The organism is Candidatus Sodalis pierantonius str. SOPE, from assembly GCF_000517405.1.
Classification (GTDB): domain Bacteria; phylum Pseudomonadota; class Gammaproteobacteria; order Enterobacterales; family Enterobacteriaceae; genus Sodalis_C; species Sodalis_C pierantonii.
Genome location: NZ_CP006568.1, coordinates 2,218,187 through 2,239,888, shown reverse-complemented (window position 1 = coordinate 2,239,888; position 21,702 = coordinate 2,218,187). Strand labels below are relative to the sequence as shown.

At 56.7% G+C, this 21,702-nt stretch carries 16 protein-coding genes, 1 tRNA gene and 4 pseudogenes; 16 read left to right on the top strand and 5 right to left on the bottom strand.

Going from position 1 to position 21,702, the window contains the following annotated elements; genetic code table 11:
• Nucleotides 1-223 precede the first annotated feature (223 nt).
• Nucleotides 224-1,181, top strand: a pseudogene (locus SOPEG_RS11385) (YncE family protein).
• 418 nt (nucleotides 1,182-1,599) lie between these two features.
• On the opposite strand, the gene SOPEG_RS11375 reads toward SOPEG_RS11385, so the two are convergent.
• Complete coding sequence (locus tag SOPEG_RS11375; RefSeq protein WP_025245428.1) at nucleotides 1,600-2,130, bottom strand: YjjA family protein; 531 nt, start codon at nucleotides 2,128-2,130, stop codon at nucleotides 1,600-1,602.
• A 494-nt stretch (nucleotides 2,131-2,624) separates the two neighbouring features.
• Between SOPEG_RS11375 and nei the strand changes: the two genes are divergently transcribed.
• The 4 genes and pseudogenes from nei to SOPEG_RS26300 all read left to right on the top strand — a co-directional run.
• A complete protein-coding gene (gene nei / locus SOPEG_RS11370) occupies nucleotides 2,625-3,416 on the top strand; it encodes an endonuclease VIII (protein WP_025245427.1) in 792 nt (263 codons plus the stop codon).
• 270 nt (nucleotides 3,417-3,686) lie between these two features.
• A tRNA-Leu gene (locus SOPEG_RS11365) sits at nucleotides 3,687-3,771 on the top strand.
• Nucleotides 3,772-3,927: 156 nt separating this feature from the next.
• Nucleotides 3,928-4,275: pseudogene (locus SOPEG_RS11360) on the top strand (Arm DNA-binding domain-containing protein); the annotation flags it as partial.
• A 65-nt stretch (nucleotides 4,276-4,340) separates the two neighbouring features.
• Nucleotides 4,341-4,508, top strand: a pseudogene (locus SOPEG_RS26300) (IS5/IS1182 family transposase); the annotation flags it as partial.
• Between the two features lie 41 nt (nucleotides 4,509-4,549).
• On the opposite strand, the gene lptG reads toward SOPEG_RS26300, so the two are convergent.
• Nucleotides 4,550-5,626 (bottom strand): LPS export ABC transporter permease LptG, encoded by a 1,077-nt coding sequence (gene lptG, locus SOPEG_RS11350; RefSeq protein ID WP_025245424.1) that lies wholly within the window; start codon nucleotides 5,624-5,626, stop codon nucleotides 4,550-4,552.
• Nucleotides 5,626-6,726 carry an LPS export ABC transporter permease LptF gene (gene lptF / locus SOPEG_RS11345; RefSeq protein WP_025245423.1) on the bottom strand — a complete coding sequence of 367 codons (1,101 nt, stop codon included), beginning with the start codon at nucleotides 6,724-6,726 and terminating at the stop codon, nucleotides 5,626-5,628. Before lptF ends, lptG begins: the two co-directional genes overlap by 1 nt.
• Nucleotides 6,727-7,005: 279 nt before the next feature.
• Between lptF and pepA the strand changes: the two genes are divergently transcribed.
• From pepA to SOPEG_RS11320, 5 genes and pseudogenes are all read left to right on the top strand, one after another.
• A complete protein-coding gene (gene pepA / locus SOPEG_RS11340) occupies nucleotides 7,006-8,517 on the top strand; it encodes a leucyl aminopeptidase (RefSeq protein ID WP_025245422.1) in 1,512 nt (503 codons plus the stop codon).
• A gap of 80 nt (nucleotides 8,518-8,597) precedes the next feature.
• A complete protein-coding gene (locus SOPEG_RS11335; protein WP_025245421.1) occupies nucleotides 8,598-9,047 on the top strand; it encodes a DNA polymerase III subunit chi in 450 nt (149 codons plus the stop codon).
• A 13-nt stretch (nucleotides 9,048-9,060) separates the two neighbouring features.
• A complete protein-coding gene (locus SOPEG_RS11330) occupies nucleotides 9,061-11,916 on the top strand; it encodes a valine--tRNA ligase (RefSeq protein ID WP_025245420.1) in 2,856 nt (951 codons plus the stop codon).
• A 303-nt stretch (nucleotides 11,917-12,219) separates the two neighbouring features.
• Nucleotides 12,220-12,715 (top strand): annotated as a pseudogene (locus SOPEG_RS11325) (GNAT family N-acetyltransferase).
• Nucleotides 12,716-12,816: 101 nt separating this feature from the next.
• Nucleotides 12,817-14,028, top strand: a complete 1,212-nt coding sequence (locus SOPEG_RS11320) for an IS256 family transposase (protein WP_071882179.1) — start codon at nucleotides 12,817-12,819, stop codon at nucleotides 14,026-14,028.
• 98 nt (nucleotides 14,029-14,126) lie between these two features.
• Here SOPEG_RS11320 and rraB read toward each other — a convergent pair whose 3' ends face one another.
• Nucleotides 14,127-14,567, bottom strand: coding sequence for a ribonuclease E inhibitor RraB (gene rraB, locus SOPEG_RS11315; RefSeq protein ID WP_025245418.1), 441 nt, complete (start codon nucleotides 14,565-14,567; stop codon nucleotides 14,127-14,129).
• A gap of 172 nt (nucleotides 14,568-14,739) precedes the next feature.
• Between rraB and argF the strand changes: the two genes are divergently transcribed.
• Nucleotides 14,740-15,756, top strand: coding sequence for an ornithine carbamoyltransferase (argF, locus tag SOPEG_RS11310; protein WP_025245417.1), 1,017 nt, complete (start codon nucleotides 14,740-14,742; stop codon nucleotides 15,754-15,756).
• Between the two features lie 252 nt (nucleotides 15,757-16,008).
• Here the strand turns inward: argF and SOPEG_RS11305 are convergent, their stop codons facing one another.
• Nucleotides 16,009-16,476 carry a NanQ anomerase/TabA/YiaL family protein gene (locus tag SOPEG_RS11305; protein ID WP_025245416.1) on the bottom strand — a complete coding sequence of 156 codons (468 nt, stop codon included), beginning with the start codon at nucleotides 16,474-16,476 and terminating at the stop codon, nucleotides 16,009-16,011.
• Nucleotides 16,477-16,848: 372 nt separating this feature from the next.
• On the opposite strand from SOPEG_RS11305, the gene pyrB reads away from it, so the two are divergent.
• From pyrB to SOPEG_RS11280, 5 genes are all read left to right on the top strand, one after another.
• Nucleotides 16,849-17,832 carry an aspartate carbamoyltransferase gene (pyrB, locus tag SOPEG_RS11300; RefSeq protein WP_025245415.1) on the top strand — a complete coding sequence of 328 codons (984 nt, stop codon included), beginning with the start codon at nucleotides 16,849-16,851 and terminating at the stop codon, nucleotides 17,830-17,832.
• Between the two features lie 244 nt (nucleotides 17,833-18,076).
• The gene (gene pyrI / locus SOPEG_RS11295; RefSeq protein WP_025245414.1) at nucleotides 18,077-18,541 is read left to right on the top strand and encodes an aspartate carbamoyltransferase regulatory subunit; all 465 of its coding nucleotides are present in this window, start codon (nucleotides 18,077-18,079) and stop codon (nucleotides 18,539-18,541) included.
• Nucleotides 18,542-18,620: 79 nt separating this feature from the next.
• Nucleotides 18,621-19,007 carry a 2-iminobutanoate/2-iminopropanoate deaminase gene (ridA, locus tag SOPEG_RS11290; protein ID WP_025245413.1) on the top strand — a complete coding sequence of 129 codons (387 nt, stop codon included), beginning with the start codon at nucleotides 18,621-18,623 and terminating at the stop codon, nucleotides 19,005-19,007.
• 413 nt (nucleotides 19,008-19,420) lie between these two features.
• The gene (locus tag SOPEG_RS11285; protein WP_200867876.1) at nucleotides 19,421-20,083 is read left to right on the top strand and encodes a type II restriction-modification system restriction endonuclease; all 663 of its coding nucleotides are present in this window, start codon (nucleotides 19,421-19,423) and stop codon (nucleotides 20,081-20,083) included.
• 2 nt (nucleotides 20,084-20,085) lie between these two features.
• Nucleotides 20,086-21,597 (top strand): class I SAM-dependent methyltransferase, encoded by a 1,512-nt coding sequence (locus tag SOPEG_RS11280; protein WP_025245411.1) that lies wholly within the window; start codon nucleotides 20,086-20,088, stop codon nucleotides 21,595-21,597.
• Nucleotides 21,598-21,702 lie beyond the last annotated feature (105 nt).

The window sequence follows — 21,702 nt, the reverse complement described above, 5'->3', positions numbered from 1 at the left end:
CAGGCGGGGGCGCACCCTTTCCACCAGACTCTTTCTGATGACCTATGATTGTTTCGCTGCCCGAGCCGCAGCGCATGTTGCTGACGGTGCCGCCGCCGCTACTTACGCTATTACCATAGCGACTGTCGACACAGCTCCCAGTGTAAACGCTGTCTGCGTCGGCGCCAAACCTTGCATGATGAACTATTCTTAGGGTAAAGATAGCTGAGAAGGGAGAGCGACTATGACCACACTCGCCAACGCCTATGGCCTGATTGCCGTTGACAAGCAAGGCTCAAACGTTCTGTTCCTCGATGCTGACAGCTATGTTGTACAGCAAAGGCTGAACGGCTTTCCGCCCCGTCCGCACGAGTTGGTGATTGCGGCAGCGAAAATGAAGGCCTACGTTCCCTTGTACGGCGACGGCGTGCATGGAGACAATCCGCATCCAGGACACAAAATCGCCGTCATCGACCTGGCGCGGCGCACCCTACGGAGTTTTATCGACATCAGCCCGTTGCAATCTCCCCATACCGGCCGTATTGGCGATGATGGGCGCTTTTATCTCTGCTGTGAAAATAGCCGCGCCATCGTGGTGATCGACACAGATGATGACCGGGTGGTTGAGCGGATAGCTACACCTTCAGCCAACACGCACCGCCTAACCATTACGCCGTCGGAGAAAAAGCTGTTCACCGAAAATGAAGAGGACGCCAGTATTATCGTGGTGGATATCGCCGTCTCGCCGGGACAGGTGCTGGATACGATTGCCATGCCGGGACCGATCGGCGGTATCGCCGCCCCGCCATCTCTATGTGGTGGCCACGGCCGCCGACCGTCCGGCGCTGTATATTGTCGATAGCGACAGCCATCAGCTGCGCGGCACGCTACCTCTTAATGATCACCATCACAACGCACAGGTCGTCCGCTTTAATCACGACGGTTCGCTGTTGGCGGTCGTGGGCGACGGCGAGCCGGTGGTGACACTCTTGGACGGTGAACTCACGCCGCTGGCCAGCTTTCGCGTCGGCAATAAACCGATGGATGGTTGCTTCAGCCCCGATAACGCGCTGTTGCTGATTGCTAATGAGGATGACGGCACCCTGAGCGCGATCGATTTGCACCTGCTGCAAGTGATTGCCACACCTCGGGTGGGTGAGGGCTGCGAGGCGCTCGGCTATTTTCCCCTGGCGGATGTGTAGCGGCAAGCGCCAGGGTTTCCCAAAGCGAGGCTGTGCAGCGGGCAGAGGTTGCCCAGTCCCGCCCAAGGGTGAACCTCGCGCTGGCGCTGCTTCAGCCCTGGGCTGCTGAATCACCTTCACAACGCGCAAAGCGGGCGGTTAATGGCCATTGCGCTGAAGCGTGTTTAGCGGTGGGCTGCTATAGCACCCCAAGCTTTTCAAGTACGCGAATCTCGGTCTTCATGATGACGTTTCTTTTATAGCGGATGGCTGAATCATCCTCATGTTCCCCCAGGCGGGCGATGAGTGGCTGGCACGCTGATGCTTCTCCAGCGGTGAGCGCCTTTAAGTCGTCTGCTTCGTGAGGCGGTAGTATCCCGGCTCGCATGCTAGCATGCCTTCCGCTGGGGCGTGCAGCGGCACCCCGCCGGTACACGCGTCAGGAAATAAAGTTTTTGCTCTGCTTAAGGACCAAATCGCAGGCTTTGGTTTTGAACTTTTCAGTCAGCTGTGAAGTGCTAAGGGCATTCAAATTCACGGTGTTACCCTGACTGGTATTCAAGATCCCCGCCAGACCGGACTGGTAATCCTGCGTTTTCACAGCGGAGGCGGTGGTCGATGCGTTATTGTTAATGCCAAGCTTATCCAACAGCTGATCTTTTACCGTGGAAGTACTGCCGGCGGACAGTAAATTATTTTTAACACAGTATTGCAGCACGCCGGCGGCATTAGTCATTGAACCGGAACTTAACGCCTTATCGCCGCCGTTCAGCAGCCCGGCGAGCGAACTTAACGAGGTACCCTTATTATTGGTAGCGGTGGAATTTTGCCCGCCGCTGTTGGCGTTCGATTGTTGCAAACTGTTGGCCACGTTCGCGGCAGAATCCATCCAGCTGGCCGCTTGTGCCACACCGCAAGACATGGCGGTACAGACGCTCAGCGCGCATAACAGGCGGCGGGAAGGGGTCATCATAATAAGCTCCTGAATTAATAGCCGATCACGGCACCTTCATAAGCGTCGCAACCCTGTAGGCGCATCGACACAGTATGCCGCATCAATGCCTGCCAGGCAGCGAAATATCGGAGAAACCTACCGTAAACTGCCATTTTGGGACTATTCCTGCCGGTGGCAACGGTATTAGCTAAGTTGATGTGAAGCCTGTCGCGATCCGTCCTTAACCAACTTGCGACGCAGCGACCAGGTGTAAGGGCGGTAATTCACGTCCTTGCGCTTCGTTCGGCCGCCGCTATCGATTAATGGAACGGCGGCGACAGCTAGGCAAAGCGCTTCTCAATCCGCAACGGTTACATCACGCGTGGTCGCCAGCGACAATCGGTACGCGCCTTCGACGCCGGGTAGAGTCTCAGGGGAAATGCCGGGACGGGTTTACTTGAGTTTCGCTTAGACGACTTTTCCCGCCGGGTGCTATCATCAGCATGCAGCCTGATTGAAGGGAGGGGAAAATGCCAGAAGGACCGGAAATACGTCGTGCAGCCGATGGCTTGATGCAGGCGATGTCCCATTTACCGATTACCCTGGCGTGGTTTGCCTTTCCTCATCTGAAACGCTGGGAGACGCAACTGACCGGGCAAACCATCGACAAGATCGAGGCGCGGGGTAAAGCGCTGCTGACCTGGTTTTCCAATGGACTGGTGCTCTACAGCCACAACCAGCTGTACGGCGTCTGGCGGGTGGTCAAAGCGGGGGAAACGCCGGTGACGAAACGCGACCTGCGAGTACGGCTGGAGAATCACAACGCCGCCATCTTGCTCTACAGCGCATCAGAAATCAGTATGTTAAGCGCTGACGAGGTTACCGAGCACCCCTTTTTGCTGCGCATTGGCCCAGATGCATTGGACTTGCAACTGACGGTGGAAACCGTGCAGGCGCGGCTGATGTCCAAGCGCTTTTGCGGCCGCCAGCTTGGCGCGCTGCTGCTGGACCAATCCTTCATTGCCGGCCTGGGCAATTATCTGCGGGTGGAAATTCTATGGCAAGCGCGGCTGGCGGCGCATCATCGACCGCGCGATTTAAACATAGAGCAGCAACGGCTTTTGTGTCAGGCTATTCTCGACATTCTGCGCTTATCTTACACTACCCGCGGCCAGCCGGGCGCTAAAGATCACCATGGCGCCACGTTTCGCTTTCGCGCCTTTCACCGTGCAGGCAAAGCCTGCGAGCGCTGTGGTCACGCAATTGAGAAGACCACGTTTTCCGGCCGACCGTTTTATTGGTGCCCGGGATGCCAGCAATAGCCAGCAAGCGCGGGAGAAATGTAAACCGGCGTCCAGCCAGATTAGCTAGCAGGCACGCGGGCAACGTGGATGCTCCGGCTGCTAGCGTTAGCCAACAGATGCGCGGGGGGAAGAGTTGCTTCGCCTGCCCACCTACCCACCTTAGCCAACAGGTGCCAAAATGCACCGTAAGGCCGTTTTTTCAGCAGTTGCGCACCGGAGAGGCGGATTAGTATTGCGCCGGGATCTGTTAACGGTATAATGCACCTCGCTATCCGTACCCCTATCAGTGCCGAAGTGGCGAAATCGGTAGACGCAGTTGATTCAAAATCAACCGCCTTCGGGTGTGCCGGTTCGAGTCCGGCCTTCGGCACCATTTAGTAGTACTTCCAAGACCATCCGAGAAAGTCCAATTATCCCTTAAAAATCTATGATTGCAGGGATTTTTACGTCCTGAGTCGTCCGAGATAGTCCGTTGAAACCCGTATGTCATTGGGGGCATCTTAACTTCGATTAGAAATGTGCCCCCCAAATGAAGCTCAACGCCAGACAGGTAGAGACCGCAAAGCCAAAAGACAAAACCTACAAAATGGCCGATGGCGGCGGTTTGTATCTTGAAGTTTCGGCCAAGGGATCCAAATACTGGCGCATGAAATATAGACGTCCCTCTGACAAAAAAGAGGATCGCCTCGCTTTTGGTGTTTGGCCTACCGTGACTCTCGCTCAGGCTAGGGCAAAGCGCGATGAAGCCAAAAAGTTGATAGCGCAGGGCATCGACCCAAAAGCGAAACAGAAGGAAGCTCAGGCTGAGGATTCGGGAGCCTATACTTTCGAAACTATTGCTAGCGAATGGCACGCCAGTAATAAGCGCTGGAGTGAAGGAGCATGAGCCTGTTTAGAAATGTTCAATCCAACATCAAAATCAGGCAAATACACAAATTTCTAAACAGGCTCTCACCGGCTGAAACGGCCATGTTCCGGTTTAAAACACTTCTGGGTGGTCATCTGAGTCTGCATGACTATGACGCGCAGGTAGGTGAGGCTATGGCAATGGTCAAAGCGCTTAACCGGATCACGCTGTTAGGAATGCCAAACAGCGTCCGCATCATGTAACAATCGCCCTAATAGGGAGGAAGTCGTCACAAATTTCGGATTTATTCAACAAAGCGCCTTAACAGCATAACGATACTGATGATAAGAAACGCCATACTGGGTAGCAAGGCCCCGAATACCGGCGGCATGTTGTACACCAGACTCAACGGCCCGAAGATCTGATCCAGCACGTAAAACAAGAAACCGAAGCTTATCCCGGTGACGACCCGTACTCCCATAGGTACGATGCGCAGCGGTCCGAAAATAAACGACAGCGCCATAAGCATCATCACCGCCACCGAGAACGGCGAGAAAACCTTGCTCCACATATTTAGCTGGTAACGGTTGGATTCCTGCCCGCTCTGCTTGAGGTAGTTGACGTAATTATACAGCCCCGAGATAGACAACGAATTTGGTTCCAGCGCGACGACTCCCAGTTTATCCGGCGTCAGGTTGGTTTTCCATTCGCCGTTCAGGGTTTGCCGGCCAGTTATCTGCTTGTCGTTGGTTAAATCCGATTCGTCCACCTGCGACAATTTCCAGCTGCCGTTGCTGAAGGTGGCCGTGGCGGCATAGCGTAGCGATTGCAGCCGTTCGGCCTTATCGAAATGATAAATATTGACGCCGGCCAGCTCATCACTGCCCACCACCCGCTCGATGAAAATAAAGTCATTACCGTCCTTGGCCCACAGCCCGTTCTGGGTTGAGAGCATGGAGCCGCCGTAAATCGCCTGAGTGCGGTAGCTGTAGGCCATTTGCTCGCCCGCCGGCGCCACCCATTCGCCGATGGCCATGGTCAAGAGCACCAGCGGAATGGCGGTTTTCATCACCGAACCGGCCACCTGCAGCCGGCTGAAACCGAATGCCTGCATCACTACCAGTTCACTGCGGGTCGCCAGCGAACCCAGTCCCAGCAGCGCGCCCAGCAGCGCCGCCATCGGGAAGAAGATTTCGATATCCTTGGGTACGCTGAGCAAAGTAAACAGGCCCGCGCCCAGCGCCGAGTAGCCCCCCTGTCCCACTTTGCGCAGCTGCTCGACGAATTTGATAATGCCCGACAGCGACACCAGCATGAACAGGGTCATCATGATGGTATTGAAAATGGTTTTACCGATATAGCGGTCCAATACGCCAAACATTAGGCCGCTCCTCTTGCATGCAGCCGCCCGCGAAGCCTGCGCGCCGGTACGCTGTCCCATAAATTCAGTACCAGCGCCAGCGCCAGGTACGCCACATTGGTCAGCCACATCCACAACATCGGGTCAAGCTTGCCCTTGGCGCCGTTGGAGCGCAGCGAGGTTTGCAGCAGGAAGAAAATCAGATACAGCAGCATCGCCGGCAGCATGCTCAGGACCCGGCCCTGCCGTGGGTTGACCACCGATAGCGGCACCACCATCATCGCCATAATCAGCACCGACACCACCAGCGTGAGCCGCCAGTGCAACTCAGCGCGCGCCTCCGGTTCCGGCGAGCGCCACAGCTGGTGCAGCGTCATCTGCTCGGCGTCGGTGCTGTCCACCGCCACCGCCCGATGGCCGATAACCGCCTGATATTGTGTAAAATCGGTAATGCGGAAATCGCGCAGCAGCGCGGTCCCCTCATAGCGGGTGCTCTTATCCAGCATGACCAATTGCGATCCGTCCGGCCGCTGGGTCATATGACCACGGTCCGCGATAACCACGGAAGGACGCGCATTGCCGTTCGGCTTGAGCTGGGCCAGAAACACATGTTCAAACCCTTTATCTTTCACGTTGCCGACGAACAGCACCGAATTGCCGTTTTCCGCCGGTTTGAATTGCCCCTCGACCAGCGCCGCCATGCTCGGGTTGGCCTTGGCTTCCGACATCACCAGATCCTGATGGCGCGACGACCAGGGCGAAAGCCATACCACATTCACCGCCGCGACTATCGCGGTAATCAGGCTGAGCACAAGCGCTGCGCGAATCAACACACTTTTACCTAGCCCGCAGGCGTGCATAACCGTAATTTCGCTTTCGGTGTACATACGGCTCAGCGTCATCAACAACCCCAGGAAGAGACTCAGGGGAAGGATCAATTGCGCCATTTCAGGCACGCCCAAGCCGAGTAAAGATAAAACCAGCTTTGTCGGAATATCGCCATCCACCGCCGCGCCCAAAATCCGCACCAGCTTTTGACAGAAAAAAATCAGCAGCAGGATGAACAGAATGGCAAGCTGGCTTTTAAATGTCTCCCGAACCAGATATCTAGTAATTATCACGCTTATTTCGCCTGTGAAAACTTGTCTTTTTGCAGGAAAATCGATAATTTCATCGCTAATCCACCATTAATACGTATCAAACAGCCACCTTTATCGCTAGATAGAGTATAACAACATTAAGCATTCGGCCGAGCCATGAGAACGCACTGATTGTCGACAGAATAGCGTCCTTTGCGTCGTTCAGATTAACACATAGAGTGAATGCAAAGGCGGGACGATGACGGGAAAGTCTATTTTATCCCGCGCAACCGTCTTTGCCTTTAAGATTCAGGAGAGTGCATGGAGTTCAGTGTAAAAAGCGGTAGCCCGGAAAAACAACGCAGTGCCTGTATCGTCGTCGGGGTTTTTGAGCCGCGCCGTCTGTCCCCGATCGCCGAACAGCTCGATAAAATCAGCGAAGGCTATATCAGCGCGCTGCTGCGCCGTGGTGAACTGGAAGGCAAGGTCGGGCAGACGCTGCTGCTGCATCATGTCCCGAATGTGTTGTCCGAACGTATTCTGCTTATCGGCTGCGGTAAAGAGCGCGAGCTGGATGAACGCCAGTATAAGCAGGTTATCAACAAAACGATTAATACGCTCAACGACACTGGCTCCATGGAGGCCGTGTGCTTTTTGACCGAGCTGCACGTCAAGGGGCGTAACACCTACTGGAAAGTACGCCTGGCGGTGGAGACGGCGAAAGAGACGCTTTATACCTTCGATCAGCTGAAGAGCAATAAAACCGAGCCGCGCCGGCCGTTGCGCAAAATGGTGTTCAATGTGCCGACGCGCCGCGAATTAACCAGCGGCGAGCGCGCGATTGCGCACGGTCTGGCTATCGCCGCCGGTATCAAAGCCGCTAAAGATTTGGGCAACATGCCGCCCAATATTTGCAATCCGGCCTATCTGGCCTCGCAGGCGCGCCAGCTGGCCGACGGCTACGGCAAAACCACCACGACCCGGGTCATCGGCGAACAGCAGATGAAAGAGCTGGGCATGAACGCCTATCTGGCGGTCGGTCAGGGTTCGGCCAATGAATCGCTGATGTCGGTGATTGAGTATAAAGGCAGCCCCGACGCCGAAGCGCGGCCGATTGTGCTGGTGGGGAAAGGGCTGACCTTTGACGCAGGCGGCATTTCCATCAAGCCCGCCGACAGCATGGATGAAATGAAATACGACATGTGCGGTGCCGCAACGGTCTATGGCGTGATGCGCATGGCGGTGGAGCTTAATCTGCCGTTGAATATCGTCGGCGTGTTGGCCGGTTGCGAAAACATGGTGGACGGTCGCTCGTTTCGGCCCGGCGATGTGTTGACTACCCTCTCCGGCCAAACGGTGGAAGTGTTGAATACCGACGCCGAGGGCCGGCTGGTGCTGTGCGACGCCCTCACCTATGTCGAGCGCTTCGACCCGGACGTGGTCATCGATGTCGCTACGCTAACCGGCGCCTGCGTTATTGCCCTGGGGCATCATTTGACCGGGCTGATGTCGAATCATAACCCGCTGGCCCATGAGCTTATCGGCGCCGCCGAGCAGGCCGGCGACCGCGCCTGGCGTTTGCCGCTGGGGGATGATTTTCAGGAGCAGTTGGAGTCGAATTTCGCCGATATGGCGAACATCGGCGGCCGGCCCGGCGGCGCGATAACCGCCGGCTGCTTCCTGTCGCGTTTTGCGCACAAATATAATTGGGCGCACCTGGACATCGCCGGCACCGCCTGGCGCTCCGGTAAAGCCAAAGGCGCCACGGGACGGCCGGTGGCGATGCTGTCGCAATTCTTGCTCAACCGCGCCGGACTCAACGGTGACGAGTAACCGCAAAAAAGGTATGCTTGCACGGGCGGCCCTTGCCGCCCGTTGTTTTTTCCGTCATCCCCTGGTTAACAAAACGGTACATGAAAAACGCAACCTTCTATTTGCTCGACCAACGCGCCACCAGCGACGGCCTGACCGCCGTGGAGCGGCTTGCCTGCGATTTGGCGGCCGGTAAATGGCGGGAGGGGAAACGGGTGCTTATCGCCTGTGAGGACGATGCCCAAGCGTTCAGACTGGACGAGGCGCTGTGGGCGCGCGATCCCGATGCGTTCGTGCCGCATAACCTGGCGGGTGAAGGCCCGCGCTACGGCGCGCCGGTGGAAATTTGCTGGCCGCAGCGCCGCGGCAACGCGCCGCGGGATCTGCTGATAAGCCTGCTGCCAGCCTGCGCGGATTTTGCCTCCGCTTTCCATGAAGTGATAGACTTCGTCCCGGATGAAGACGCTTTGAAACAGCTGGCGCGCGATCGTTATAAAGCGTATCGCAGCGTCGGCTTCCAATTGACTACGGCCACGCCGCCAACGCAGTGATTAACGACGCATAATGGACAAAACATACAATCCCAAAGATATCGAGCAGCCGCTGTACGAGCACTGGGAGCAGCAGGGCTATTTCAAGCCGAACAATGATACCCGGCAGGATAGCTACTGCATCATGATCCCGCCGCCGAACGTCACCGGCAGCCTGCATATGGGCCATGCCTTCCAGCAGACCATTATGGATACCCTGATTCGTTATCAGCGTATGCAGGGTAAAAATACCCTGTGGCAGGCGGGCACCGATCACGCCGGCATCGCGACGCAGATGGTGGTGGAGCGCAAAATCGCCGCCGAAGAGGGTAAAACCCGCCACGATTACGGCCGCGACGCCTTTATTGACAAGATTTGGCAATGGAAAGCGCAATCCGGCGGCACCATTACCCACCAGATGCGCCGGCTGGGCGATTCGGTGGATTGGGAACGCGAGCGGTTCACCATGGACGACGGGCTGTCCAACGCGGTGAAGGAAGTCTTCGTGCGTCTGTATCAGGACGATTTGATTTACCGCGGCAAACGCCTGGTGAACTGGGATCCGAAATTACGCACCGCGATTTCGGATCTGGAAGTGGAAAACCGCAAGTCGAAGGGTTCTATGTGGCACCTGCGTTACCCGCTGGCCGACGGCGTGTGCACCGCCGACGGTCTGGATTACCTGGTGGTCGTCACCACGCGGCCGGAAACCATGCTCGGCGACACCGGCGTGGCAGTCAATCCAGAAGATCCGCGCTATCGCGATTTGATTGGAAAGTTCGTCATGCTGCCGCTGGTCGGCCGCCGTATCCCGATTGTCGGCGACGAGCACGCGGATATGACCAAAGGCACCGGCTGCGTCAAAATCACGCCGGCGCATGATTTTAACGACTATGAGGTCGGCAAGCGTCATGCGCTGCCGATGATCAATATCCTGACCTTTGACGGCGACATCCGTCAGGAAGCCGAGGTGTTCGACACCAACGGCGAGGCCAGCGAGGCGCTGTCTGGCGATATCCCGACGGCTTTCCGTGGCCTGGAACGTTTCGCCGCCCGCAAGGCGATCGTGGCGGAATTCGACCGCCTGAGCCTGCTGGTCGAGGTCAAGGCCCATGACCTCACGGTCCCGTATGGCGATCGCGGCGGCGTGGTTATCGAGCCGATGTTGACCGATCAATGGTACGTGCGCGCCGCGCCGCTGGCGAAAGTGGCGGTGGCAGCGGTGGAACAGGGCGAGATCCAGTTCGTGCCGAAGCAGTACGAGAACATGTATTTCAGCTGGATGCGGGATATTCAGGATTGGTGTATTTCCCGCCAGCTGTGGTGGGGCCACCGCATTCCAGCCTGGTACAATGCCGAGGGTCGGGTCTATGTGGGCCGCAGCGAGGCCGAGGTGCGCCAGCAACATCAGTTGGCGGACGACATCCCGCTGCGCCAGGACGACGACGTGCTGGATACCTGGTTCTCCTCAGGACTATGGACCTTCTCCACCCTTGGCTGGTCGGAAAACACCGACGCGCTGCGCACGTTCCATCCCACAAGCGTAGTGGTGAGCGGCTTTGACATTATCTTTTTCTGGATAGCGCGCATGATCATGCTGACCATGCATTTCATCAAGGATGACAACGGCAAGCCGCAGGTGCCGTTTAATACCGTCTATATGACCGGTCTGATCCGCGATGAAGAAGGGCAGAAGATGTCCAAGTCCAAAGGGAATGTTATCGACCCTCTGGACATGGTGGACGGCATTTCGCTGGCCGATTTGCTCGAAAAGCGCACCGGCAATATGATGCAGCCGCAGCTGGCGGATAAGATCCACAAACGCACGGAAAAACAGTTTCCGAACGGCATCGAGCCGCACGGTACCGATGCCCTGCGTTTCACGCTGGCGGCGCTGGCCTCTACCGGCCGCGATATCAATTGGGACATGAAGCGCCTGGAGGGGTATCGCAATTTCTGCAATAAATTGTGGAACGCCAGCCGTTTTGTTCTGATGAATACCGAAGATCAAGACTGCGGTTTCAACGGCGGGGACCAAGTGCTGTCGCTGGCGGATCGCTGGATCCTGGCGGAATTTAACCAGACGGTGAAAGCGTTTCGCGAAGCGCTGGACGCTTACCGTTTCGATTTGGCGGCCGGGATTTTGTACGAATTCACCTGGAACCAGTTCTGCGACTGGTATCTGGAGCTGACCAAACCGGTGATGAGCGGCGGCAGCGACGCCGAGCTGCGCGGTACCCGCCATACGTTGGTCAACGTGCTGGAAGGGTTGCTGCGCCTGGCGCATCCTATCATTCCGTTTATTACCGAAACCATCTGGCTGCGGGTGAACCCCCTCACCGGCGAACCGGGTGAAACTATTATGCTGCAGCCTTTTCCGGCCTATGATGCGGCGCTGGCGGACGCCGACGCACTCACCGACCTGGAATGGATCAAGCAAGCTATCGTCGCGGTGCGCACGATTCGCGCCGAAATGAACATTGCGCCCGGTAAGCCGCTGACGGTGCTGCTGAGCCAGGCTTCACCGGCGGTGGCGCGCAGGGTGAACGAAAACTTGAGCTTTATACTCACCCTGGCACGGCTTGACAGCATTACCCTGCTGCCGGCGGACGATAAAGGGCCGGTTTCCGTCACCCAACTTATTGACGGCGCCGAGCTGCTGATCCCGATGGCGGGCCTGGTCGATAAAAACGCCGAGCTGGAGCGTCTGGCCAAAGAAGCGGCGCGCATCGAAGGCGAAATCGGCCGTATCGCCGCCAAGCTCGGCAACGAGGGCTTTATCGGCCACGCGCCGGAGGCGGTGGTGGCGAAAGAGCGCGAGAAGCTGGAAAGCTATCAGCAATCCAGGGCAAAATTGCTCGAACAACAAGCGATCATCGCCGGCTTGTAATCGCGCTGATGTCAGTTGGCAAGCGCGCGACTCCCGGTCGGTAACTGTGCTATCGCCGGGGACCGTTACGCTAGCACAGGTTTACCAGTGAACTATCGCCAGCGGTCATCACGCTAATGCCGGCGGTTAAGCACGTTATCGCCGGCGAGTGATTCGTTCCCCGGTCACCGCGCTCCGTCAGGCGGCGGCCGTCCCCGACCATCGCCCAGGCGCCCTCGGCGGTTTCAGTTGCATCGCCAGGCCCTGCGGTGCTATTACTTTTAATCCATCGTGCCTTTATGTATGACTATCCGGATCATGACCATGTCCACTACCTCTGCAGATGCCATACGGGTGCGTCCAATAACGTCGGCAGACAATAACGCTATCGCGCAGGTGATCCGTCGGGTTTCCGCCGAATTCGGCCTGACGGCGGATAAAGGCTATACCGTTTCCGATCCCAACCTCGATCATCTCTATGAGCTCTATAGCCAGCCACGCAGCGCCTATTGGGTCATTGAGTTGCACGGGCAGCTGGCGGGCGGAGGCGGCGTGGCGCCGCTGAGCGGCGCAAACGAAGAGGTTTGCGAACTGCAAAAAATGTATTTCCTGCCCGAACGGGGGGTGGCGTGGGAGCTGGCGCAGCGCGCGCTGATGCTTGCCCGCGAGCAGGGTTTCCGCCATTGTTATCTGGAAACCACCGCCCCCCCTGGATCGCGCTATTGCCCTCTATGAGCAGCTGGGCTTTTGCCATATCACTGGCCCGATGGGCAATACCGGCCACGTCGACTGTGAAGTCACCATGTTGAAAACATTATAAACCGTCTGGGTGGACGCGAATAGCGCCGGCGACGAGCCTGTTTAGAAATTTGTGTATTTGCCTGATTTTGATATGTTCAATCCAACATTAAAAACAGGTTAATTTATGGACGAAAACAGTTGCAGGCTCTGGCTAACGAACTGGCCAAAAATCTCAAAACCCCTGAAGATCTCAGTCACTTCGATCGGCTGCTGAAAAAAATCAGCGTTGAAGCAATTCTCAATGCCGAAATGACCCATCACCTCGGCTACGATAAAAATCAGCCTAAACCGGGGACCAACGCCCGCAACGGCTATTCCACAAAAACCGTTACCACTGGCGATGGCCCGCTGGCGCTGCGTACTCCGCGCGATCGTGACGGTTCCTTTGAACCGCAACTGGTGAAGAAGAACCAGACCCGGATTACCGGGATGGATAACCAGATTTTATCGTTGTACGCCAAAGGGATGACCACCCGCGAGATCACCGCCGCGTTCAAAGAGCTGTATGACGCCGATGTCTCGCCGGCGCTGGTCTCAAAGGTCACCGATGCGGTCATGGAGCAGGTTGTCGAATGGCAAAACCGGCCTCTGGATGCAGTCTATCTCATTGTTTATCTTGACTGTATCGTTCTAAAAGTCCGGCAGGACAGCCGCATCATCAACAAATCTGTGTTCCTGGCGCTGGGTATCAACATCGAAGGCCAGAAAGAGTTGCTAGGTATGTGGCTGGCCGAAAATGAAGGCGCAAAGTTTTGGCTGAACGTGCTGACAGAGCTGAAAAACCGCGGCCTGAACGATATCCTTATCGCCTGCGTAGACGAGCTGAAAGGTTTCCCTAACGCTATTAACGCGGTGTATCCGGAGGCGCGGCTCCAGCTGTGTATCGTGCATATGGTGCGCAACAGCCTGCGGTTCGTCTCCTGGAAGGACTACAAGGCCGTCACCCGCGACCTGAAAGCTATCTATCAGGCCCCTACGGAAGAAGCCGGCTTGCAGGCGCTGGAAGCGTTCTCCAGTGCCTGGGACATCCGCTACCCGCAAATAAGTCGAAGCTGGCAGGCAAACTGGGCCAATCTGGCCACGTTCTTTGCCTACCCAACGGACATCCGCAAGGTGATCTACACGACCAACGCCATTGAGTCGTTAAACAGCGTGATCCGGCATGCCATCAAAAAGCGCAAGGTGTTCCCGACCGACGACGCAGTGAAAAAGGTGGTGTGGCTGGCGATACAGGCGGCCTCACAGAAATGGACAATGCCTTTGAGGGACTGGCGCATGGCAATGAGCCGCTTTATTATCGAGTTCGGTGACCGCCTGGACGGTCACTTCTGAGAAAAGGCATTTACACAGAATCGTGTACAGGGTCCCGGCGACGACCGTTATTCGCATCATCCTTCAGCCGACCTTCGCGGTCAGCGGCGGGGGGGCAATCAATGGCGTGTGGCGGGCACCTCGTCGCTATCCGCCGGGTCGTCGTCTTCGTCTTGATCGAACTCATCGCCTTCTTCATCCTCTCCGTCAGGATCCTCGAAATAAGTGCCCCAGCCGTCGTAATTTACCCCCAGGCGCTGCGCCAGGGTAAAGAGCTGTTCTACCTGTGCATCGATAAGCTCCGCCTGCAATGCGACTTCACTGACCGCATCACAGCACATCAGCGTTTCGCCGCCTTCCACTTCCAGCTCTTCGGCATCGGTGACTTCGTAACCCAGTTTGAAGGCCTCTACCGCGACTTTCTCCAGGGTGTCAAAATTGTCCGCGGAGAGATGATGTTCGATGGTATAAAGCGCCTCAGGATCGCTGCCGTCTTCCAGCAGTTCGTCAATAATTAGACGCGTCTCTTCGCGTTGCTCTTCAAGAAATGAATGTGCCATGCCCCTGTCCTCAATACGTCGGCCTGTAGGAGGGCTATTTTCACACACCGACGGGTGCGGCTCCAGCTTAATGGTGAAAGATTTGCTGTTAGCACTTGAATTTGAATATTAATACATATAAAGTGAATTTTAATTCAACCTGTTTGACAGGGTATTCATGAAGAAACGGATGATGAATCAGTTAGTTCAACGCAATTTGCTGAGGTTAATGGATTTTACCTCTGCTGAAATTAATCAGTTACTGATGCTGGCCGCCGACCTGAAGCGCCAGAAGCGCGCCGGCGGCGAGACGCCGCGCCTGGCCGGTAAAAATATTGCGCTCATCTTCGAAAAAGATTCGACCCGTACCCGCTGCTCTTTCGAAGTTGCCGCCTTTGATCAGGGTGCCCGCGTTACCTATTTGGGGCCGAGCGGTAGCCAGATAGGCCATAAAGAATCCATAAAGGATACCGCTCGGGTACTAGGCCGTATGTATGACGGAATTCAATACCGCGGCTATGGCCAAGGGATCGTCGAAACGCTGGCGCGTCATGCCGGCGTGCCGGTATGGAACGGGCTTACGACCGAGTTCCATCCTACCCAATTGCTGGCTGACCTGATGACCATGCAGGAATATTTGCCGGAAAAAACTTTTAATCAAATGTCACTGGCCTATGTCGGCGATGCGCGCAATAACATGGGCAATACGCTGCTGGAAGCGGCGGCGCTAACCGGTATCGATTTGCGGTTGGTGGCGCCGAGCGCCTGCTGGCCGGATCAAGAGCTGGTGACAACCTGTCGTCGATTGGCGCAGCAAAACGGCGGCGATATTACCCTTACCGAAGATATCGCCGCCGGCGTGCAGACGGTGGACTTTATCTATACCGATGTGTGGGTATCCATGGGCGAGGACAAAAGCATATGGCAGGAACGCATCACGCTTCTGCGCGCCTATCAGGTCAATATGGCCATGCTGCGTCAGACCGGCAATCCACGGGTGAAGTTTTTGCACTGTCTGCCCGCGTTCCATGACGATCAAACCACCCTCGGCAGGCAAATGGCGGAACAATACGGCTTGGCGGGCGGCATGGAAGTGACCGACGAGGTATTTGAGTCCGCGCACAGCGTGGTGTTCGATCAGGTGGAAAACCGCCTGCATACCATCAAAGCCGTCATGGTGGCGACGCTGACGCAGCCGTCAGCCGGTTAATTAGCGCCCGCTTATGACGCCGAATGACTGCCGCCAAAATCCGGCGATTGCCTTTATTGCTGGCGGCGCACAACGCCGCCAAGCGCGGATCAGCGTCGTTGTTTCTGCTGCTACACTACTGCCGCACGCAGTGGGGCATCCTTTGCGCTCAAGCTGATGTTGGGAAACCGCGCCGCGGCCCACGGCGACGAGGCGCCAAGGGTAACGCGGTAGCACACCTCGGGCCGGCCGCGGCGGAGGTCGGCGTCGCGCTTAAATCGCCCGCGCCGCGTCGATTTTTATCACCGCCTTGCGAATATTCGCCGGCTTGCCCACCGCGCACAGCGGCGTATGCACTTCACCGGGGAAATACACCACGAAATCCCCCGCCTGCAGCACTACCTGTTTTTCATGCTGGCCCGACGGCAGAAAGGCGATATCTTTTTCTTCCAGCCGGTCGGTATCCGGTTTACCCGCCGGCAGCGTGCTGTAGCATTGCGCTTCGGTACCACGCAGCAAAATCTGGATATCAAGATATTTGGCATGATATTCGGCACGGCGCGCCTGGCGCGGTTCCGTCACATCATTGGAAACGATAACAAACACTTCATTGCCCTCGATATCATGCTTGCCCAAGGGCGTCTCATCATTAATGTGGCGTTTGACGTAATCGATGGCGGCGCGCAATTTGGCGGGCAGATACGGAATGAATTCAAGATGATTGACGTTACCGGTGATCATAATAGTTCCCTGAAAATGAAAAGTCGTTTTAGTGTAAAATAAGAAATGGGTGAAAGGTGAGAGCAATCCGTCAGTTATTTTACCGCGCCGACTAAATGGTTCCTTTTCGTTGCCGTCGGACAAGATTTAGGCTTGAAGTAGAAAACCACCTGCGTATAATGCCGGGCAATTTGCCGGGAGGAATCATGCACAGCATCAGCACGTTGGCTTATATTCAGCTGCATACGTTTCACGCTGGCGACCAGGCGCCACGGCTGCTCCCGTTATATTCTGTTATTATCGCCCCTCAATGAGGGGCTTTTTTTTGGACGCAAATCGGCTCGCCCTACGTCACCCGACGGCATTACCGGCACCTATAAGGAGGAAGGAAAGATGGTGAATCCCCTTTATCAAAAGCATCTCATTTCCATTAACGACCTGAGCCGCGGGGAGTTGGAAATGGTGTTAACCACCGCCGCCGCGCTTAAGGCCCGGCCGCAGCCGGAATTACTGAAACACAAAGTCATTGCCAGCTGTTTTTTCGAGGCTTCGACCCGAACCCGCCTGTCGTTTGAAACCGCTATTCACCGGCTGGGCGCTTCGGTCGTCGGTTTCCCCGATGCCGACAATACCTCGCTCGGTAAAAAAGGCGAGACGCTGGCCGACGCCATCTCGGTCATCAGCACGTATGTCGACGCCATCGTGATGCGCCATCCGCAGGAAGGGGCGGCCCGGCTCGCCACCGAATTCTCCGGACAGGTGCCGATTTTGAACGCCGGCGACGGCGCCAATCAGCATCCGACCCAGACCCTTTTGGATCTGTTCACCATTCAAGAAACCCAGGGTCGTCTGGATCATCTCAGCATCGCTATGGTAGGCGATCTAAAATACGGCCGTACCGTGCATTCACTGACTCAAGCGCTGGCCAAATTCGACGGCAACCGCTTCTATTTTATCGCGCCGCAGGCGTTGGCGATGCCGGCCCACATCCTGCACATGCTGGAGGAAAAGGGAATCGCTTACAGTCTCCACACCAGCATTGAAGAAGTGGTGCCGGCGCTGTATATCCTCTATATGACCCGGGTGCAGAAAGAGCGGCTGGATCCCTCGGAATATGCCAACGTGAAAGCACCGTTCGTGCTGCATGCCGGCGATTTACAACAGGCGCGCGCTAACCTGAAGGTTTTGCATTCGCTGCCGCGAGTGGATGAAATCGCCATTGACGTGGACCGCACGCCGTATGCGTATTATTTCCAGCAGGCCGGTAACGGAATTTTTGCCCGTCCCGCGCGGCGGCCGGCGTTCTCGCCCTCGGAGGGTGATGCTGTCCGGCGCGCGATTGCCGATAGACACCCGGACACCATCCGGCTAGCATAACAGCGCGTATCGTTGGTGCTGCGCCGGGTCAGCGGTTGACGCGGCGCTTACGGTCTGGTGCGCTACGGCTGCAAGGTTTAGGCCGCCGGCTGAGATGCGCCGCCCGTGCCCTTCGCCAGCCCGCCGGCACGGTGTGGCCCGATAGCCGCCGCGCCCGGCTGACGGGGATCAGGACCACCGGCGACGACGCTGCATACTGAGTAAACCGCCTGATCAAAAGCAGGCGCATAAGGGGGAATCACCCATGACGCAAGATAATAAACTACAAGTCGAAGCGATACGCCGCGGCACGGTCATCGACCATATCCCGGCGCAGGTGGGCATGAAATTGCTGAGCCTGTTTAAGCTGCCCGCCACCGATGAACGCATTACCATTGGTCTTAATTTGCCGTCCAACCAGCAGGGTAAAAAGGATCTTATCAAGCTGGAGAATGTCTTTTTGACTGAAGAACAAGCCAACCAGCTGGCCATCTATGCGCCGCACGCCACGGTTAACCGTATTGATAATTACGATGTGGTGCGTAAACAGACGCTGCAATTGCCGGAGCGTATAGATGGTGTGCTCACCTGCCCCAACAGTAACTGTATTAGCCGCAGCGAGCCGGTGGCCTCCGGTTTTCGCGTCAAGGTCCGCGGTCAGCAGGTGCACTTACAGTGCAAATATTGCGAGAAGGAATTTGAACACCAAGCGGTGATTCAAAGCGCCTGATCTCTTCGCAGCGGCCGGCCTATGGCCTATGCTGGCCGGCACCGTTATTTCGCTTAATGTTCAATCATCAGGAGTAGCCATGACCCGCATAATCAATACGGAAAACGCGCCCGCAGCCATTGGTCCTTATGTGCAGGCGGTCGATCTCGGCAGTATGATCCTTACCTCCGGCCAGATCCCGGTGTGCCCGAAGAGCGGCCAGGTAGCGGAAGCGGTTGCCGATCAGGCGCGCCAGTCGCTGGAGAATGTCAAAGCTATCGTCGAGGCGGCAGGTTTACAGGTCGTGGACATCGTAAAAACAACGGTGTTTGTCAAAGATCTTAACGATTTCGCGACGATTAACGCCACCTATGAAGCCTTTTTCACCGAACATAACGCGCCGTTTCCGGCCCGCTCATGCGTGGAAGTCGCACGGTTGCCGAAAGACGTGAAAATCGAGATTGAAGCTATCGCCGTACGCCGCTAGGCGCAGCGCCGGCGGGGCGTTGCCTGCCGGCGTCATCATGCCCCCTCCGCTGTGGCTCCGGCAACATCGTCACTAATGACAAGAAAGACGCCTTTGCCCATGCCGGAAGGCTCGCGCAGGTAGGATGGGCAAAAGTGGAGTACTAACCTGCCTGCCTCTTGATCGACGATGCGCGATAATAACGCGGTCACCGCTCACGCCGTACCAGATAGCGTGAGTTATCACTACCTGAATAAAAACAATGATGTCTTGCAGTGAATACTTACGTCCGATCGTCAGTGGAAGACGGTTGCGACCTACGCTGCCCTCGAGCCCAACCCAGGGGCCGCAAGGCGACTAAGGCGTGAAACGAGATGGAGCGGCAGCGCGCTATGTGGTAGGTTGAGCGGCACATGCGACAATATGGAAAACCCGTGTTCGCCGATAAAATAGACCTGACACTTGAGCATATGTGGGCAGAAGCCGCCAATTTCGCCGAAATTGAGAGCAAGTATGATGAGCCGGCGTTATACGGAGTAACGGACGGCAAGGCGATCGGGACCTATCTTGAGCACAAATTCACCTCCCATCTCATGGAGCGTTATTGGTTCGGCGCGGGTAATACGGCCAACGGCATCGATCTGCCGAGCTTGAATGTTGATATCAAGGTTACGTGCATCCGCCAACCGCAGTCCTCCTGCCCCTATAAGTCGGCGCGTCAGAAGATCTATGGTCTCAGCTACCACCTCATTGTGTTTGTCTATGAGAAAGTGGACGATCCGTTCGCCCGTACGGGCCGGCTGAACATGATGCATACGATTTTCGTGGACAAGGGCCGTACCGCCGACTTCCAGACGACGCACGGCCTGCGACAAATTATTGCTAATGAGGGAAATGCTGACGATATTGTGGCCTTTCTCCAGGATAGAAACTTGCCCGTTGACGAAATCGAAGCGCGTAACATTGCCGAAACCATTTTGGCTGAACCGCCGCTGCAAGGTTACCTCACTATCTCAAACGCACTGCAATGGCGGCTCCAGTACAGTCGGGTGATAATACAGGCGGGTACCGTGGACGGCCTGGAAAGGGTGCGCTGACCATGGCCGGCAAAAAAGAACGGAACGTCTGGCAATTCGGGGATTTTCAAACCCCGCTGGGTCTGGCGTGCGCTGTGTGTGCCGTCCTGACTCGACGCGGCATTTCCCCCGGCGCCGTGGTGGAGCCCACCTGCGGCCAAGGCGCTTTCCTTGAGGCCGCCGTTGCGCATTTCCCTGCGGCGCGGCATGTGCTGGGCCTTGAAATCAATGCGGCATACGTGAAGGAAGCCCGGATGCGTCTTGGACGCGCCGCCCGGGTGGACCAGGGCGATTTCTTTACCCTCGACTGGGACGCGGTGCTGTCTGGCGATCCGGGGCCATGGTTAGTATTGGGTAACCCCTCTTGGGTCACCAATGCCGAACTGGGGCTGCTACAGAGCGTCAATCTGCCCTCGAAAAGTAATTTCCAAGGGCATAAGGGACTGGACGCACTGACCGGCAAAGCCAACTTCGATATTTCCGAATGGATGCTGCTCAAGCAGTTGGAATGGCTTCGGGGACGCTCAGGCTGGATAGCTATGCTCGTCAAGACCTCGGTGGCGCGAAAATTGCTGCGGCAAGCGTGGCGGCGAGGCGACCCGGTCGGTCGAGCCGCCATCTATAAGATCGATGCCATGCAGCATTTTGGCGCCGCCGTCGAAGCCTGCCTTTTTGTCCTGCCGGTCGCCGTTGGGGATGACTCGCAAGACTGTGATGTCTTTGCCAGCCTTGAAGCCTCGGCGCCGGAGTCCACCATCGGTTTTCACGATCAGTTTCTGGTCTCCAATGTCGACTCGTACCTCCGCCATCGCGATCTGATTGCCACCAACATGCATTACGTCTGGCGCTCCGGCGTGAAGCACGACTGTTCAAAGGTCATGGAGCTGTCCAAGGGGGTTGACGGTCTGCTGACCAATGGCCTGGGAGAGTGCGTGGATCTTGAAACCGGCATCGTCTTTCCGCTGCTCAAAAGCTCCGATGTGGCGAAAGGCAGGAGCCGTGCGGACCGCGTCATGATCGTCACCCAGAAAGAGATCGGCGAGGATACCGCTACGCTCGCCGGCACGGTGCCGAAGACCTGGCGATACCTGATGGATCATGGGGATAGACTCGATGCCCGGGGCAGCGTTATCTATCGGGGAAAGCCGCGTTTCTCGGTATTTGGCGTCGGCGCCTATACCTTCGCGCCCTGGAAAGTCGCCATCTCAGGCTTCTACAAGTCGTTTAATTTCATGAAGGTGGGGCCTATTAATGGCAAGCCCGTGATGCTGGACGACACCCTTTATTTCCTGCCTTGTCAGCATGAATCGGAGGCGGATTTCATCATGACATTGGTGCGATCACAGCCGTTCACCGAGCTTCTCGGCGCGATGGTGTTTAACGACGAGAAGCGCCCCATCACCGCCGAACTGTTAAAGCGCGTTTCCCTTGAGCGCGTGGCGGGCAAATTGGGCATGAGCAAAGCATACGACGCCATCACCCGGCAGCATCCACCGGCGCCGCCTCGCCGTAGGATCACCGCGGCACAGCCTTAATCGCTGACAAGGTCCCTTTTCTCTTTATCGCCCATCGCCGCTGCGCCAGGTGCCGGGGGTGGCGTTGCCTCAGCGCACCGCCGATTTATCACCGCCGTCAAGTCC